The organism is Pseudomonas sp. R3-57, assembly GCF_051132065.1.
GTDB lineage: Bacteria > Pseudomonadota > Gammaproteobacteria > Pseudomonadales > Pseudomonadaceae > Aquipseudomonas.
Window position 1 is genome coordinate 3109001 of sequence record NZ_CP071655.1, and the last position, 15335, is coordinate 3124335.

Consider the following 15335-nt stretch of genomic DNA (forward strand, 5'->3'; position numbering starts at 1 on the left):
CCCAGCTCAGCCGTGAAAGCCACCGCGAATTTCGTCACTTATCTGGATGTTGGCCAGGAGTTACGAGCGCTTATTGCGCCATATCCAAACGCTGCTTGAGCATCCTGGGGTTACTACGATGCAAGGCAGCTAGAGCGCGATGCTGGATTCGCTGCGTGCCTTTCCCTGTTCCCCGGCCTGCAGCACTTCAACGTTAACCGTCCGGCGAAGGCACCTACCACCTTTTCGCCGAATCGTTATCAGGTTCAGAAATATCAGTCATCCCCAATTGGCAATCGTCACGATCCCAAAGTGTCGGTTGAGCTGAGCTGTCACCAACCAAGACGGTTTGATACGCTCTCCTGACAAACCATGCAGATCCGAGCCAATGCTGGAAGAGCTACGAAGAATCGACCTGAATCTATTGCTGACCCTCCACGCATTGCTTTTGGAGCGGCACGTAACCCGAGCATCGGTTCGTCTTCACAAAAGTCAGCCAGCGGTCAGTCATGCCCTCGCTCAGCTTCGAGCGCATTTTGACGATCAGTTGCTTATCCGCCGCGACGGGAAAATGGTGCTCACCGCCAGAGCGCAAGGCTTGCTTGCACCGCTTGAGCAGGCACTCAGACACCTCAACGACTTATTAGGGGCTTCTGACTTCGATCCCGGTAAATCCCAAGCACGTTTCCGGTTATCACTGTCGGACTATGCTACTCGCCGAATACTGCCAAGACTGGTGCGTCACGTTCGCAGCGTCGCACCCGGAGTGGATCTTGCTGTGAGTCAAGCGAGCCGTGAAAGCATGATGGCCCAGCTTGCGGACGGTGAACTGGATGTAGCGCTGGGCATTTTTCCGGAATATCCAGAGGGCATCCATGTGCAGGGACTATTCCCAGAGCACTTCGTTAGTCTTGCCGACGAAAAGGCCCTGCCGGAGTGTGGCCGCCTGACGTTGGAAGAATGGCTGGAACGTCCACATGTGATGCTCGCGTTGCGGCCCGACGCCAATGACGAGATTGAAAGAGTGCTGGCAAGCATGGGACTGCGCCGAAGAATCGCTGTGGCGTTACCTCATTGGAGTGCGGCAATCGAGCTGATTGCCGGTACGGATCTTATTCTCACCGTTGCCAGCTGGGCGGCTAGTGGGCTGGACAATTATCCGACGCTTCGAACATTCGATGCCCCCCTGAATCTACCCCTTCTATCGTATCAGCAAGCTTGGCATACCCGTAAAGACGCGGATCCTGCCAATAGGTGGATCCGCCAAGCGATCTTGGATTGCAGCAAGGAGACGTGATTTTCAATCACATGGTTCCCGCTTGCGCTGGGCCTTTCAGTTCGACTTGATTACCGTCTGGATCGAAGCAGTAGATCGACGGGCCAACGCCTTCTGCTCCATACCGGGTCACTGCCTTGTCAGCGGCGATGCCATGGCTTTGAAGGTGGGCGAGGGTCGCCGTCTCATCGAAAGGTTCGACACGAAGGCAAAAGTGATCGGCATTGCGTCGCTCTTTCCCTGGTGCCCCGCCGCCCATGGCACCTAGAGGGCCATCGATATCCACCAGATCTATCATTGAGCTTCCTGCTGCAAGGTGGATCATCGCGTATTGATCGTTGCGTTTCTTGACCAAACACCCGAGAACCTCAATGTAAAACTCCAGACTTCTTTCCATGTCCTTAACTCGCAGGACAACGTGATCGATGTGCTGAACTTTGAAATAAACATTCGGTTGTCTCCTGAGGCAGAGAACGACCCTTCGCACCGAAAAGCGCGAAGTGTCGCTGGGGAAGACTTAGCTGATTTTTTCAAACAAGGTCGGCATGTCGCCGGAGAAGTCCACCCAAGGGTTGGTGTTCAACAGTTGCGGATTCGGCGCAGTCGGCTCGTCGTAGTGCATGTCGAACTCTTCAGGGCCATGGGCATACGCCACGACCAATCCCTGTTTGGCATCCATGTACCCAGCGTGGATACCCATGCCTGGGTAGCTCAAGCGGATCGCGGTTTCTTCAGTAGCAGGGCCAACAGTCAGTCTTACCACCACAGCGTCTGGGAGAACAAACATCCAGGTGAAGGGGCCACCCGATACGACGGTCATCACTTCATCGATGCCTACACCGTTGCGCGCCATGTTGACGTGGAAGCGGCCAAAGGTTTCCAGAACGGTTGCGCGGTAACCGTCCGGAATCGCCAGCATGTCGTAGACCTTGGGATAAGGGGCTATGCCAGGCTGACGCGTACCAAGTAGGCCTCCACGTGGGGTTTCAGGTACTCGGCCAGCCAGTTCGATCTGTTCCAGAAGTTGGGCGCGGTTCAGGCTGAAGAGCTTGATCAGTTCTTCTTGCTCTGCCTCGGTGATGGCGCGGGACTGCGATGCGTTCAAGATGGGTTTGGCCGCCTCCGAAATGCTCACTGTGCTTGCACGAACACCTACGCTTCGCAGTACGGCGTTCACGTCTTCAAGGCCAACAGCGTTCGGACGGCCATCACTGAATTGCAGTTTAACGATATTCATAAATTCACCTCAATCAGTTAACGAAAAATAGAGTGCTGAACGACCGTTCATATGCACTTCTTGTCACACGAGAACAACTTCTCGGCTTTTCGCACGCAAGCCGCATGCGTTGGTACGACTAAGTGCGTCGACCGGAATAAAAAGGGCTGGTGCTTGGGAGCAAAAACCAGCCAATAAGGGAGGATTTGGTTTACTTCAGGCTCACGTTCGCGGTGGCGGCTTGAACCACGTTGTCGGAGCTAGCAGGAGCTTTGTTTGAGCCGGCTTGAACCACTATCAGGCCGAAGAGGATGATCAGCACCCCTGCAATCCGAACCAAATTGATTGGCTTCGCAGTGAGGCCCAAGAGGCCAAAGTGGTCGATAAGCATTGCGGCTATGACCTGACCCACCATCACGAACAGGATGTAGTTCGAAGCCCCAAGTTTTGGCGGCAGGAAGGTGGCCATCGCCACATAAATGGCACCACTGAACCCGCCGATCCAAAGCCACCAGGGCCCCTGTAAGGCCCCCGCAATGTTGGGCTGCGGTAGACGAAGAACGACGATGGTTGCGATCAATACAGCAGAGCTGACGATCAACGAGGTGAGAGCAGCCCACAGTGGATGTCCAAGCTCACGGCCAAGGGCGCCATTGCTGGAGGCTTGAAGAGGAATCAAGGCGCCGGCTAAAAGAGCCAGTCCCATTGGAACACTTGCGAGAATCGATATTTTCCCAAACATGACAGTAAGCTCTGGTGTTTCGGTGTCGATGGGGAAATATTGAAGCATCCGATATATGAATGGAAATCACATGTAGGCACATGCTGAATTCGCCAGGCGAATAATAACCCGTTTGATCAAAAGTCTGATAACAGACTCTTGTCATGAGTGATGCAGCAAAGCTGCGCGTCAGGTAGGCAACCAGTTATCCATGGGCTCGGTGGCAAGCCAGATGGCGTCGATGCGGATCACTGGGGCAAGCTCACGGATAAAACGAGCGCATCCTTCAGGATCTGAGGATGGCCACTTCACGGTGAGTTCTTGCTGTCCGAAAGGCACCTATCCTGACAGCTGTTTGCTGATCGGCCTGAATTCTGGGCTCTAGTTTCATCGGGACGAAAGCGGGACGCCGGCGGCTGATGATCACGATAAGCAGGTATCCACTTTCGAACTAGGTTGGCGTTGATGCCGTGGCGCAGAGCTACGCTGGCCATCGATACACCGGGTTGCAGGCATTCCTGGACGACTTGGGCTTTAAAGGGTTTGGAATAAGAAGTTCTTTGGCGCATGGTAATCCTGACGATAAGGGTGATGGTGTCCACGTATGTTTAGGTGGAGAACATCGCCCTTATCGCTGGGATCGGATAGGTGACTTCGCTGGACGCTTACCACAGAACCGCGAAAGGCTGTGTTGGTTCGGTCTTAACCGGTTTTAAATACGCAAAAATATCTGAATTTTTTCGACGTTACCTTCCGTATAACCTAGGTACGACGGGGGATACAGGCCTCTATCAAATCCGCAAAACTGGTCGGTAAATCATGCGTGGAAAACCCTCTGTGACGGCGGTGTATCCTTGTCAAGGGGATATGTAAATCTGACGATCGAGGGCAGCAAGTGAAGAAGGCTACTCGAGTATCTTGGCAATGAAGCATGTGAGGCTTATACGCCACGGAGAAAGCTCCGCGAATGCCGGCCAGCCTAGTCAGGATCACGCAAGCATTCCTCTCACGCCAAGGGGTATCGAGCAGGCGAATCATGTAGCTCGATCATTCATTCGGCCTCCAACTCTCATAATCCCATCGCCGTTCTCTAGAGCGCTGGCAACTGCAAAAGCGACAGTAGCTGCTTTCCCATTCACCCCGCTTGACACTTGGCCTATACAAGAATTCACTACCTTGAACCTGCGCGGTGTACTAATACGACCGTCGCTCAAAGACGAGAATGGGTGGAGACATACTGGGTCAAAGCTGATCCCGGTCTCACGGATGGTGAAGGCGCTGAGTCATTTCTAGATTTCATAGCTAGAGCTCAGTCATTCCTCGAGCGTCTTGCTGAACATCCTGCCCAAGACATCGTAGCGTTTTCCCATGGTCAGTTTATCAATGCCGTAGCTTGGCTGATTGAGTGCAAGCCGCTCGGCATTGATGCCCAAGCTATGGCGGACTGGCGTGAGTATGAGATCGCCAATCACGTGCCCAATTGTGATGGTTACCAGCTAGATCCGGTCGGAGCAGGTTGGAGAGTAAGCCGCTTAGGCGAACGGATGCCACCTGGTGCGTACCTGGCAGAGCCTACCAAGCTGTTCGCGATCTCGAGCGTCTGCTCATTGAAGAGCGCGCCGTACCTTTCTCATCTGCAGGCTCCCCGCTGCCATATGACGATCCGGCTATGTGAGTGCCGATCAACACATGCAAGAGGCTAAAGCGGCTGTGTATCTGTCGCCCTTAAACGTTCCCGCTAGAAAACCATTGGAAGCTGAATGACTTGAGAAGGAAAAGCTCTGTTGGTAAATATCAGCGTCACGATTTGAGCCCAATTGCATTCTTCCCGCATCAAGGTCGCCGATCAATTCCTTCGCGTTGGCCAACCGCTCCGTGACAGCCTCTCTCGTCACACCATCCAATCGTTGCGCTGTTTTTCGATATCGGCGAGAAACGCGCGAATATTGTACTTTTGCCCAGGTCTGGATTACGGCTTCGAGTTGTTCGCGGCTTTCCTGTACCTGCGCCGACTAGCTAAGCGCGCCGCGCCACAACAATGGGTCGGGATCTCCCAACTCATGACTGGTTAGCTCTCAGTTGCTGATATAGGTCAGCAAGAAGCTTGGCATCGAGTAGTGCATGGTGCGGAAGCTCCGGGAGATCGACGTCACCGAGGTCATTGCCTTCTAGGTCTCGGAACAGATGAATCAGGTTCGTGGGCTCGTTGATCACATGACTTGGCCATTCATGAGCCGAACCGGCAAGCAGGCAGAAAAAAACCCAGTCCCAATTTGGCGCGTCTGAGCAAACCTCGAGTTGTGTCTCAAAACTGCCGAGGTAAGACTTCATAGCAGCTTGGGCGGAGGCGAGTGACTTGCCATAACGGTTCAAATCTAACTGCGGCAAGACGTTCTGAATCACGAAGTCGCTGCAGTCTTCCACTCGGTAGGTATCCATCAGCTCAACGTAAAACTCCTCTCCAACCTCAGGCACTAACGCCAGCGATATCAGCTTCGTTTCACGGTTGAGCTGAGAGAACTCACAATCCAAAAACAGCTTCATCTCTTCCACCTTGGATGTACCTGCGTCCTGGCTCCCAGTGTACCTTTGAGGAAACGACCAAAACCGGCTGGTTTCTTTTATGGTTTCAAACGACTGCACTGACGAGTCTATGCCTGTGCTCACAGCGAGGGAGGTTTGCCAAGTACTGCGCGATGCAATCTTCGGGCGACGCGTGATGGTTAGGCTAAGCGCTCAGACTTGGGATGAGCTCTATGCCGGTTTGTTCATGGTAAAGATCGAAGGGTGGAGCATTACGATCTTCAACGATTGTGATGAGCTCGACTACTGTGAAGGGTGCATAAGCCCAGATGGCCGGCGTTGGTCGTTCGATTCAGCAGACCGGTTCGGCACAGATCCGATTGCACTGCTGTCTGTATGGGAACGTCAAAAGCTTGAGAACCAGCTGAAGGAGCTCTGAAGACCAGAGCCAATAGCGAGCGAGCATTTACGATGCATTCAAAAACCACGCGAGATACGCTTGATACCTAGGTCGTTCCAAAACGCATATCCTCAGATGATTCCAAGGACAGGAGAAAGAAAATGGCAGGCGAATACTCGTTATCAGACGTGCTGGAAAGGATGTACCAGAATCAGCTCGCCCTAGAGGCGGCGCTGATGGAGTTGACGCTCCATGTAGAAGCCCAAGGGAACGCTGAGGTTGGGGACAACGTTCGAGGGGCTTTGTGGGCTATTGGTGAGAATGCCGGGCACATCAAACAGGGCTTAGCGCGGCTTCAGAAGTCGTCTTGACCCGGCCCCTCCCGAAGTGGCGGTCGCATGGTGATCGCTCTTGAATCTCGATGCCGCACTGCCCTTTCGGCACGCAGCCCTGCAAGGTACTGTTTTGGCTCTAGATACTTGCTCCCACACAGCGCTGGACTATATTGAAATTTCCGCCACCCAAATGGCACCAGCAGCGAGGGAGCAATGCCAGGCTTACGGACGTTTGAAATTAGCTACAGCAAAAACGGCGAACGAAAAACCTTCGTTGAAATGGCTGAAAACTTTTACGAACATGATGAATGGCGCCTCGTTGCACAAAGCTTCTACATCGTGCCGGAGGATCAGCACCCTGAAAATGAGACGCCACAAACATGGAAGTCATTGTGCCTCGACGCGTGTTACACCGATGTGAGCTTCGTAGAAATCCCGTGAGGACACCTACAGCGCGTTGACCGATACCGAGCCATTCCAGGCGCGGGGTGTTTCCAAGAACTTAAGGCGCGCAGCTAATACGACGGTGAAGCCAGCCTCACCCAGAATTAATCGACACTAAATTGCGCCCTTTCACGCGCCAAAGCAGATAACGAATGCTGTCTGCGGGCTACCAGAAGTCGGGTTGGGGACAACGTTCGCGGCGCTTTGTGGACGATTGGTGAGAATGCCGGGCACATCAAACAGGGTTTGGCGCGGCTTAACAAACCTTCCTGCGCCGGGCTCTGCCCGAAGTAGCGACATCAACGCACACCGCCCTTGCATCAAGCTCAGGCGGCGTCATTGCTTGGATGATCTAGCTTTTCCCAGGATGTTCAACGGAGCATTCAGAATGGCCGCGGTCTCCAAACTGCCACGCTTTGCTGTAGTTTCAGGGAAAGCCATGCCGCCAAGCTTCCTATCCCTGAGGCACCGCCAAGTCGCACCCCAGCTTCCAAAGACGGTTCCATGTGAGCAGCGAAAAACGCTGTAAGGCCGAGAAAATAGCTCAGTACGTTGTTCATCACCGGAATCGCGCGAAGCGAAACTACGCCCATTGCGACTACAAATACCACAAGTGGCAATGCCATTTTCCCGATAGAGGGGCTGAGCGCGGCAATTACGGTTGCCGCAGCCATTCCGATGATCAAACCGGCCAACACACTGCCGTAGTTGACTAGGCCATCACGGAAGCTATGACCTCGGGAGAAAAATGCGACCCAGCCAATGAACATCGCCCAGACGGGTAGCTCGAGCGCCAGGCTAGCTGCCGCTGCTGCGGCAGCTGTAACCGCAGCAACTGCCGTGATCGCATTGAATTGCACCTGCTTCATCACCTTGGAAACGGGGGCAACTAAAGCTTTCTGAGAAGTAGCCATTATTTGCGCTCCTGCGACATAGCCATTTGGACGCCCACTTCATCTACACGGGTGTGAAGCAGGTCTTCGAGGCCAATACGACGCAGCATTTCCGCACGTACTCGGTCAGCCATGGCATTGACGATCTCCGCGCCGTCTTGTGACGGATCAACGTGACGCCGGAAAGGGCGGCGCCCAACAGGTATGTCAACAATCTCGACAATCGCGCGTGCCACATCGGCAACGTCAGCGTCTTCCGGCTCCAGTGCGGCCAACCCTTTGAGACTCTGCTCCGGAACACCCGCATACGGGCCAGTGTGATATTCAGCAGCCCTCTCGCTGTCCGCAGGAGTACCAGAATGCACAAAGTGGTTGGTGCCCTTGGTGAATGCGCCCGGAACCACGATGGTAGTATCGATCCCCCAGCGGGTCAGCTCGCTTGCATAGGACACTGCGAGAGAATCCATTGCGGCTTTGGCTGCAAAGTACGGTGCCAGATAAGGCGGCGTACCGCCTCGGGCGCTGCTGGAGGATACCCAGAGAACCAGTCCGCTCACCTGCTGGCGCATATACGGCAGTGCGGCGCGATTGACTCGCTGGGTGCTCAGTACGTTGATGTCATAAAGCTGTGCGAACTGTTCAGGCGTAAATGCTTCGGCTGGGCCGAACGACATGTGGCCTGCGTTGTGAATAACTACGTCGAGACGTCCTGCCTCCTTGATCACCTGCGCAATACCGGCTTCGACGGAATCGCTGGAAGCAACGTCCATTTCGACAGTGCGAAGGTCGACTCGGTGCTCTTCAGCGTAACGAGCCGCGTCCTGTACTTGCGGTGCATTACGGCCCAGGGTTTCGCGCATGCTGGCGTAAACGGTGTGTCCAGCCTGTGCCAGTGCGCGCGCGGTGAGGGCTCCGAAGCCGCTGGAAGCTCCGGTGATAACGATGACTTGTTTCATATGGTTCTCCGAGTACCTGTAGGGTCAGAATCCAAGACGTTGCTTCAGATAATCCCGCCATTGGCGCGCAGGGTTTGCCCGTTGATCCAGGCACCATCGGAGCCCACGAGGAAGGCGACGGTTGCGGCAATATCTTGTGGTTGACCCAGGCGCTCCAGTGGCGCGAGCTTGGATAAACGATCCACGATTTCTTGAGGCTTACCATTCAAAAACAGATCAGTTGCTGTTGGGCCAGGCGCAACAGCATTCACTGTGATGCTGCGCCCGCGTAGCTCTTTCGCAAACACGCTCGTCATCGCTTCGACGGCGGCTTTGGTACCGGCGTAAACGCCATAGGTTGGTTGCAACATGGCAACAACGCTTGAGGAGAAATTAACTACGCGGCCACCGTCACGCATCCGCTTCGCAGCCTCTCTCAACGTGTTGAAAGTACCCTTGAAGTTGATGTCGATCTGGCGGTCAACGCTTTCGTCTTCAGTCTCGGCGATGGTCGCAAGAGCCATGATGCCGGCGTTGTTTACCAAAACGTCGACACCACCGAACGCCTGCTCGGTTTCTTCGAAGAGACGGCGCACGTCGGCGGCGCTGGCGACGTTGGCTTTTACAGCTAACGCATTGCCACCCTGGGCCTGGATCGTAGCGACCAGTGTGTTCGCCTCACCAGCGCTGCTGGAGTAGTTAACGACTACTGCGAAGCCGTCCTGCGCCAAGCGCTTGGCGATCTCGCTACCGATTCCGCGCGAAGCGCCAGTGACGATTGCTACTTTGCCGTTGGAAGTATTCATGTTCATCCCCTGCCTTTATCGTTGGGTTGGTTGTGGTGTGGGAGTAGATTCCCATGGCAGGTTTTTTTGATAAATACTCCTTTTTAGCCTTCACTATTCAAATTTCGCCAACAATAATGGCGGTAGTGCTTTAGCACACGCTAGTGACAGCAGCGCGCTGAGCAGGGAGTCGATGAAATGATCGAGTTCTGAACGAAACCGCCAGCTTGTAGCGCTACTTTTCAACCCTCATCAGCAATGGGAAGCCCGCTCGATGGATCAAGTTCGCGCCATGAAGATTTTCGTACGCATCTATGAGCGCAGTAGCTTCACCGCCGCAGCTGAGGATCTTGAGATTCCTCGCGCGACGCTGACGCATGTAATGAACCAATTCGAACAATGGCTAGGGACGAGGCTGCTTGAGAGAAGCACACGACGTGTGCGCCCTACATTGGATGGCGAAGCTTATTACCGAAGATGCGTTAACCTCTTGGCAGAACTGGAAGAGGCTGAATTGGCGTTTCGGCAAAGCGTTCCCAAGGGCAGATTGCGAGTTGATCTGCATGGCACCTTGGCTCGCTTTTTCGTCATACCGGCGTTGCCGTCTTTCATGCAGCGTTATCCCGGCATTGAGTTGTCGCTAAGCGAAACAGACCGCTTCGTCGACCTCATTGAAGAAGGAGTCGACTGCGTGGTTCGCGCTGGTACGCTCGGAGATTCATCGCTGATAGGCAGGCACTTGGTTGATTTGCAGCAGGTGACTTGCGCCAGCCCCGCCTATGTCGAAACTTATGGCACGCCGCTTAGCGTTGACGACCTTGGCAGGCACCAGGCAATCAACTACATCTCGCGAACCAGCGGAAGACCTTTTCCATTCGAATTCCAGATAAATGGAGTGGTGCAAGAGGTCACCATCCCGACGGCAATCTCGGTGTTCGGTGCGGAGATTTACACTGCATCTGCCATCGCGGGAATCGGGATTATCCAGGTTCCCAGATACAGGGTAGCTAAGGAGTTGCAGCAGAAAATCCTGTGCGAATTGCTACCTGACTATTTGCCGCCTCCCATGCCCGTTTCGGTGCTCTATCCCCACAATCGGCACCTTTCACCTCGGGTTCGCGTATTCGTAGACTGGTTGAAAGAAGTTTTTCAAGCAGGAACGCCAAGCTGACGCAATGGGCGAGTACATAAGAGGGTGAATGCGGCGCATGCGGGGTGGAATGCCCTCACTTGGACGAATAGTCCAAGGGGAACGGCAGGTGCGCATTAGATTACGGCGTGTACGCGTCGATGCGACTGTACCAATCTTCCCCCATCGAAAGATGGCTATCGAAGTGGAAGCCTTTTGCGAGCATGTCCTTCATATCGGCGGCTTTGATGCGCATCACATAACTGCGCTGAGTGGTGACCAACCGGTTACTCGAATGCGTTGCAGCGGGCTGATACCACTTCCCAGGATCATCGTTGCCAGCGGTGAACGAGGAAGTTTTGGTCTCAACCTGCCAACGGCCATCAAGTAAGATCCAGTGGTCAGATGATGGATTCACCCCCTCGGCACGACTATCAATTACCGTTCCCGCAGGTGCATCCCACTCCCGGGAATGTTTGATGACCCATTTCAGTTGTTCATCGTCGAGCTTGGTAAAAAAAGGTGTGTGGCGAAGCAGGTGCAAGTACGTGACTGAGGCTTTCATACGATTATCCTGATACGCAGTTTCAGCGTCGGTGGGCGCCTGAGGAAGGCAACCGATTATTGCCAAGCCCGCTATCCCGAGTACGAGCAAGCGTGTGAACTGAAACAATGTCGGTGAGCGGTTCATGGCAGATTCCTCAAGAGCGAGCGGCAATGGCGTGAGGCGATGATGCGCCGCTTAACCTGAGGCGATAAGCATCTGAATTCGGACAACGCTATTCAGGTTGCGGCAACAATCGACCAGACGCTTCGTTTCACTAAGCAAGAGCGGAAGCGATCTGCGCCTAGCTCGGCTTTTCGAGATCTGGATCGGCAAGGCCCAAACTTTTAGATCCCGACGAGCTGCAAAAAATGGAAGCTTGGCTAAGCTCGCATTAGTCCGAAGGACAAGTCTGAATGGCAGCCGGCGTATACTTCTTAAGCGGGAGCAATGGATATGCGCAAGAAATTTCAATCTTGGTTTGTCCCGCTTTTGATCCTGTTCGCCGTTCTATGGGCAATCGGGGAAAAGGAAACTACTACATCTCAGACTCGGCTCGCTGCCCTCAGCACACCGGGTAAATCGACATCCGCACCGGCTGCATCTACCTCGCCAATAGCTGCACCAGCCGACCAGTACGTGAGCACAGACAAACTTAACATCCGGGATCAACCCGACGGAAAAGTCATTTCGAAGCTTCAGCGCGGAGATAAGGTGCAGGTCTTTGAAAAACGAAACGAGTGGGTACGCATAAGCATTGATGGCCAGCCGGCTAGATGGCTTTCCTCTAAAAGTCTTTGCAGCGGATCGAACTGCTACGTCAAATCCCAGCCGAAACCACTACGCCCCGTGCCACAACCTGCGTATCGGCCTGCCACTGAATACAGTTCCTTTTGTCCATGCTCGTCCGGGAACGTTTGCATAGGCCCAAGAGGTGGTAGATATTGCATCACCTCCGGCGGGAACAAGCGTTACGGCGTATAGAATGTCAGCGAACGGCTATTTCTTATTGAGCAAGCCACTAGGCGGCGTACGGCGTCGCTCAAACTCATCCCAGCGGTTTGCAGGGCGTTGCTCACCACAAATCACGCACGCATAAACGTCGCTTGGTATCCCGAGGTAATACCCCTTGCGGATATACGGGTGGATACACTTATTCGCTGATTCGTTCAGTTCGGTTGCGGGCCTCATCGCGCACCTTGCCTTCCACCAAGTCCGCAAACGAGAACTCACTCGCGCGGAAGAGTTAAAAAGCCCGCACAATATGCGGGCAGAAGGAGAATTTACATGAGCAGCCTGCAATGCCGTGGCAGGCATATATTGGAAAGCATGAAAATGGGAGCCGTTTCATTTATTTCGACTTGGCGGTCGCGCGTCAGACAAACGGTTTCTGAAGCTCTCAGCTACCAGTAAGCCCAGCGTGGTGGGTGCGGTGCGCTAGCCAGGCTTGCTCATGGGCGACAGGTTGAGACGAGAACATCCGTGCAGCAGCATCCCTACGATGATCAATACACCTGCCCGCGTCCACGTTTCCCAACTCTGCTGACTCAGCAGCACGAGACACGACGCGATGGCTAGCACCGGGACAAATGTAGGGACTCGGAAGTGACGCTCCTCGACTAGATCGCGACGCAATACCAACACCGCGACGTTTGTGCTGAGAAAAACGAACAGCAAAAGCAATACGACCGTTTGCGCCAGCGTTGCCAACGTACCAGTTAACGTCAGGGCAATCGCCACCACGGTGGTCGCGATAATCGCCGCCCATGGGGTTTGTCGTTTCGGCAGAACCGCACCCAAAATGCCTGGCAACAGTCCGAGGTTTGCCATGCCATATGTCAAACGACTGGCCATGATCATGGTTAACAGCGCACCGTTGGCGACAGCGATCAGCGCAATGAAGGAGAACAGTGTTGGCGAAATATCGAGGGTCGATGCGCGGACAACTTCCAGTAACGGCGCCGACGTGGCGACCAACTTCTCGGTAGGCAGAATCGACGAGGCTGCCACACCCACCGCCATGTAAACCAGGCCAGCGGTAAGCAAAGCTGCGAACAAAGCGCGTGGGTAGACCTTGCGGACATCCTTAATTTCCTCGGCCAGATTGGCCGAGGTTTCAAAGCCGACAAAGGAATAGAAAGCCAGCAATGCCGCCCCCAGCACGGCAAGCATGGGACTGACGCCAGGTTTGAACGTAAGCGTTCGCCCCAGATCCGCCTCGCCTGTGCGGAAATACCAGATGGCCGCCACGATCACCAAAATTAGCCCGGATAGCTCAATCGCGGTCATCACCAGATTCGCCCCAAGCGACTCCTTGATCCCCTGCGCATTGAGCAGGCCAATAGCCAAGAGAAACACCAGAGCTGCAATTTGCGGCGATACGTCAACGAAGGCGTTGAGGTAATCCCCTGCAAATGCCAGCGATAACCCAGCAGCGCTGGTCATCGCGGCAGCCAGCATGCAAAAACCTACAAGGAAGGAAACAAGCGGTGACTTGAACGCCTTTTCAGCAAAAACCGAAGCCGCGCCGGCGTGGGGATACTTCGATACCAGCTCTGCGTAGGAACCCGCCGTCAACATGGCGAAGAATAGAGCAATCAGCAGCGGCACCCATATTGCGCCGCCCACCTCTCCCGCGATCGTGCCGGCAAGTGCATAAACACCCGCGCCGAGTACATCGCCAAGAATAAACAGAAACAGCATCGGAAACGTGATGGCCCGGCGCAGAGAAGTTTTATGAGTGGTAGCAGTCACGGTCATTCCTTGGTTCAGGTGTGATAGTCAGCTGCGGCGCGCGGAGCTGGATGCTTGTCACGTCAAACAATGGAAAATGGCGCGCACAGCAAAGTTCAATGCACCTCTTGGGATCAACGGGTACGAAGTGAAAGCTAAATTCCATCGCTGGGACTTCGGCACTATTAGCGACTCGTTTTATCGCCAAGAGCGCTCCATTCACTCTAGAACAAGCACACCACGTTCCTTGCTCCGTCTTTTTTTGAACTTGTAACGCGTTGCCGTCCGTCCGGTCAGAAATCGAGAACAGGAAATTTCTGTTTATTCCCCTCCTCACAAATTAAGCATGCGCCAACGCCAGCATTGGTGATCGCGCGAAAGCTAAGCATGAGGAAATCTGAATGTTCATTCATAACAAGCGACTTCAGTACACCGTTCGCGTTGCCGAGCCAAATCCAGGTCTTGCGAATCTGCTACTCGAACAATTCGGTGGCGCCAACGGCGAATTGGCAGCGGCAGCACGTTATTTTACTCAAGCGTTAGCGGAAGAAGATCCAGGGCGAAAAGACCTTCTGCTGGATATTGCCACCGAAGAATTGAGTCACTTGGAGGTTGTCGGCTCCATTATCGTAATGCTCAACAAAGGTGCGAAGGGTCAGCTCGCCGAGGGCGTCCAAGAGGAAGGAGAGCTATACCGAGCCCTAAATGGCGCCGGTAATGACTCGCACATCACAAGTCTGCTTTACGGCGCAGGCGCACCTCTCGTCAATTCGGCAGGTGTGCCTTGGACGGCGGCGTATGTTGACTCGATCACCGAACCTACAGCCGACTTCCGCTCGAACATTGCGGCGGAAGCAAGGGCAAAAATCCTCTACGAACGCTTGATCAACATTACTGATGATCCAGGTGTAAAGGAGGCGCTTGGTTTCTTAATGACGCGGGAAATCGCACACCAAAAGTCGTTCGAGAAAGCTTTGCATGCGATCCAACCGAACTTCCCGCAGGGCAAACTTCCGGGTATGCCAGAGTTCACCAACAAGTATTTCAGTATGTCGGGCCAGCCGAACGTACGAGGCCCGTGGAACGAGGGTGGTGCTTGGGAGTACGTGGAAAATCCCGAACCGGCGGTAGACGGCGGCGATGGCCTGGCGTCGGCCAACCTTCCTGCCGAGGATGTAGAAGTGTTGGAGGCGATGAAGACACGCACGGCCTCAGACCCGCTCAGCGAACCGGTTACCGGTGCTGACCTAGGCTCGGCAGGCCTGTCGAGGTTTAAGGGTGAGCATGGCAGTAAATACGTTCGGTATGGGGAAGCTAATTCCAAACAACCTTGCGAGCGAGGGCGACCCCGAACCCAGTGCACGGAGGGAATTAACGAGACCGTACCTACATTGACAATACAGGTTCTCGGCCTTACGGCGG

The 15335-nt window shown here is 54.3% G+C and carries 16 protein-coding genes and 2 pseudogenes; 8 read left to right on the forward strand and 10 right to left on the reverse strand.

Going from position 1 to position 15335, the window contains the following annotated elements; genetic code table 11:
• The first annotated feature begins 370 nt into the window (after positions 1 to 370).
• The gene (locus J3P93_RS13965) at positions 371 to 1276 is read left to right on the forward strand and encodes a LysR family transcriptional regulator (protein ID WP_434598374.1); all 906 of its coding nucleotides are present in this window, start codon (positions 371 to 373) and stop codon (positions 1274 to 1276) included.
• Positions 1277 to 1283: 7 nt separating this feature from the next.
• On the opposite strand, the gene J3P93_RS13970 is transcribed toward J3P93_RS13965, so the two are convergent.
• From J3P93_RS13970 to J3P93_RS13985, 4 genes are all read right to left on the reverse strand, one after another.
• Positions 1284 to 1652 carry a VOC family protein gene (locus tag J3P93_RS13970; protein WP_434588801.1) on the reverse strand — a complete coding sequence of 123 codons (369 nt, stop codon included), beginning with the start codon at positions 1650 to 1652 and terminating at the stop codon, positions 1284 to 1286.
• A gap of 120 nt (positions 1653 to 1772) precedes the next feature.
• On the reverse strand, positions 1773 to 2492 hold the full coding sequence (locus J3P93_RS13975; protein WP_434588803.1) for a hypothetical protein: 720 nt from the start codon (positions 2490 to 2492) through the stop codon (positions 1773 to 1775).
• Between the two features lie 190 nt (positions 2493 to 2682).
• Positions 2683 to 3213 carry a DMT family transporter gene (locus J3P93_RS13980; RefSeq protein WP_046810135.1) on the reverse strand — a complete coding sequence of 177 codons (531 nt, stop codon included), beginning with the start codon at positions 3211 to 3213 and terminating at the stop codon, positions 2683 to 2685.
• Between the two features lie 287 nt (positions 3214 to 3500).
• Positions 3501 to 3761 carry a transposase gene (locus J3P93_RS13985; RefSeq protein ID WP_434588805.1) on the reverse strand — a complete coding sequence of 87 codons (261 nt, stop codon included), beginning with the start codon at positions 3759 to 3761 and terminating at the stop codon, positions 3501 to 3503.
• A 355-nt stretch (positions 3762 to 4116) separates the two neighbouring features.
• Between J3P93_RS13985 and J3P93_RS13990 the strand changes: the two are divergent.
• Positions 4117 to 4718: pseudogene (locus tag J3P93_RS13990) on the forward strand (histidine phosphatase family protein); the annotation flags it as partial.
• Between the two features lie 532 nt (positions 4719 to 5250).
• On the opposite strand, the gene J3P93_RS13995 reads toward J3P93_RS13990, so the two are convergent.
• Positions 5251 to 5736: a hypothetical protein gene (locus J3P93_RS13995; protein WP_434588807.1), complete on the reverse strand. Its 486-nt coding sequence runs from the start codon at positions 5734 to 5736 to the stop codon at positions 5251 to 5253.
• A gap of 175 nt (positions 5737 to 5911) precedes the next feature.
• On the opposite strand from J3P93_RS13995, the gene J3P93_RS14000 reads away from it, so the two are divergent.
• The 3 genes from J3P93_RS14000 (at position 5912) to J3P93_RS14010 (ending at position 6891) form a co-directional block, all read left to right on the forward strand.
• Positions 5912 to 6154 (forward strand): DUF7693 family protein, encoded by a 243-nt coding sequence (locus J3P93_RS14000; RefSeq protein WP_434598376.1) that lies wholly within the window; start codon positions 5912 to 5914, stop codon positions 6152 to 6154.
• A 122-nt stretch (positions 6155 to 6276) separates the two neighbouring features.
• A complete protein-coding gene (locus J3P93_RS14005) occupies positions 6277 to 6486 on the forward strand; it encodes a hypothetical protein (RefSeq protein WP_434588809.1) in 210 nt (69 codons plus the stop codon).
• Positions 6487 to 6663: 177 nt separating this feature from the next.
• The gene (locus J3P93_RS14010) at positions 6664 to 6891 is read left to right on the forward strand and encodes a hypothetical protein (protein WP_434588811.1); all 228 of its coding nucleotides are present in this window, start codon (positions 6664 to 6666) and stop codon (positions 6889 to 6891) included.
• A gap of 386 nt (positions 6892 to 7277) precedes the next feature.
• Here the strand turns inward: J3P93_RS14010 and J3P93_RS14015 are convergent, their stop codons facing one another.
• From J3P93_RS14015 to J3P93_RS14025, 3 genes are read right to left on the reverse strand one after another with little or no spacing between them, the layout of a single operon-like run.
• Positions 7278 to 7808: a DUF1097 domain-containing protein gene (locus J3P93_RS14015; RefSeq protein ID WP_434588813.1), complete on the reverse strand. Its 531-nt coding sequence runs from the start codon at positions 7806 to 7808 to the stop codon at positions 7278 to 7280.
• Entirely contained in the window at positions 7808 to 8743 is a 936-nt protein-coding gene (locus J3P93_RS14020; RefSeq protein WP_434588815.1) for an SDR family oxidoreductase, read from the reverse strand. Before J3P93_RS14020 ends, J3P93_RS14015 begins: the two co-directional genes overlap by 1 nt.
• A 44-nt stretch (positions 8744 to 8787) precedes the next feature.
• Positions 8788 to 9528, reverse strand: a complete 741-nt coding sequence (locus J3P93_RS14025; RefSeq protein WP_434588817.1) for an SDR family oxidoreductase — start codon at positions 9526 to 9528, stop codon at positions 8788 to 8790.
• 253 nt (positions 9529 to 9781) lie between these two features.
• On the opposite strand from J3P93_RS14025, the gene J3P93_RS14030 reads away from it, so the two are divergent.
• Positions 9782 to 10678 (forward strand): LysR family transcriptional regulator, encoded by an 897-nt coding sequence (locus J3P93_RS14030; RefSeq protein ID WP_434588819.1) that lies wholly within the window; start codon positions 9782 to 9784, stop codon positions 10676 to 10678.
• Between the two features lie 100 nt (positions 10679 to 10778).
• Here the strand turns inward: J3P93_RS14030 and J3P93_RS14035 are convergent, their stop codons facing one another.
• On the reverse strand, positions 10779 to 11327 hold the full coding sequence (locus J3P93_RS14035) for a hypothetical protein (RefSeq protein ID WP_434588821.1): 549 nt from the start codon (positions 11325 to 11327) through the stop codon (positions 10779 to 10781).
• Between the two features lie 309 nt (positions 11328 to 11636).
• Here J3P93_RS14035 and J3P93_RS14040 point away from each other — a divergent pair, with 309 nt between their 5' ends.
• Complete coding sequence (locus J3P93_RS14040) at positions 11637 to 12164, forward strand: SH3 domain-containing protein (RefSeq protein WP_434588823.1); 528 nt, start codon at positions 11637 to 11639, stop codon at positions 12162 to 12164.
• Positions 12165 to 12617: 453 nt separating this feature from the next.
• On the opposite strand, the gene J3P93_RS14045 is transcribed toward J3P93_RS14040, so the two are convergent.
• Positions 12618 to 13940: an APC family permease gene (locus J3P93_RS14045; protein ID WP_434588825.1), complete on the reverse strand. Its 1323-nt coding sequence runs from the start codon at positions 13938 to 13940 to the stop codon at positions 12618 to 12620.
• Between the two features lie 374 nt (positions 13941 to 14314).
• Between J3P93_RS14045 and J3P93_RS14050 the strand changes: the two are divergent.
• Positions 14315 to 15169 (forward strand): annotated as a pseudogene (locus tag J3P93_RS14050) (manganese catalase family protein); the annotation flags it as partial.
• Positions 15170 to 15335 lie beyond the last annotated feature (166 nt).

Excerpts from the sequence above, each read along its gene's own strand:
- J3P93_RS13970 (WP_434588801.1), bottom strand. The coding sequence starts at position 1,652 with ATGGAAAGAAGTCTGGAGTTTTACATTGAGGTTCTCGGGTGTTTGGTC.
- J3P93_RS13975 (WP_434588803.1), bottom strand. The coding sequence starts at position 2,492 with ATGAATATCGTTAAACTGCAATTCAGTGATGGCCGTCCGAACGCTGTT.
- J3P93_RS13980 (WP_046810135.1), bottom strand. The coding sequence starts at position 3,213 with ATGTTTGGGAAAATATCGATTCTCGCAAGTGTTCCAATGGGACTGGCT.
- J3P93_RS13985 (WP_434588805.1), bottom strand. The coding sequence starts at position 3,761 with ATGCGCCAAAGAACTTCTTATTCCAAACCCTTTAAAGCCCAAGTCGTC.
- J3P93_RS13995 (WP_434588807.1), bottom strand. The coding sequence starts at position 5,736 with ATGAAGCTGTTTTTGGATTGTGAGTTCTCTCAGCTCAACCGTGAAACG.
- J3P93_RS14000 (WP_434598376.1), top strand. The coding sequence starts at position 5,912 with ATGGTTAGGCTAAGCGCTCAGACTTGGGATGAGCTCTATGCCGGTTTG.
- J3P93_RS14005 (WP_434588809.1), top strand. The coding sequence starts at position 6,277 with ATGGCAGGCGAATACTCGTTATCAGACGTGCTGGAAAGGATGTACCAG.
- J3P93_RS14010 (WP_434588811.1), top strand. The coding sequence starts at position 6,664 with ATGCCAGGCTTACGGACGTTTGAAATTAGCTACAGCAAAAACGGCGAA.
- J3P93_RS14015 (WP_434588813.1), bottom strand. The coding sequence starts at position 7,808 with ATGGCTACTTCTCAGAAAGCTTTAGTTGCCCCCGTTTCCAAGGTGATG.
- J3P93_RS14020 (WP_434588815.1), bottom strand. The coding sequence starts at position 8,743 with ATGAAACAAGTCATCGTTATCACCGGAGCTTCCAGCGGCTTCGGAGCC.
- J3P93_RS14025 (WP_434588817.1), bottom strand. The coding sequence starts at position 9,528 with ATGAATACTTCCAACGGCAAAGTAGCAATCGTCACTGGCGCTTCGCGC.
- J3P93_RS14030 (WP_434588819.1), top strand. The coding sequence starts at position 9,782 with ATGGATCAAGTTCGCGCCATGAAGATTTTCGTACGCATCTATGAGCGC.
- J3P93_RS14035 (WP_434588821.1), bottom strand. The coding sequence starts at position 11,327 with ATGAACCGCTCACCGACATTGTTTCAGTTCACACGCTTGCTCGTACTC.
- J3P93_RS14040 (WP_434588823.1), top strand. The coding sequence starts at position 11,637 with ATGCGCAAGAAATTTCAATCTTGGTTTGTCCCGCTTTTGATCCTGTTC.
- J3P93_RS14045 (WP_434588825.1), bottom strand. The coding sequence starts at position 13,940 with ATGACCGTGACTGCTACCACTCATAAAACTTCTCTGCGCCGGGCCATC.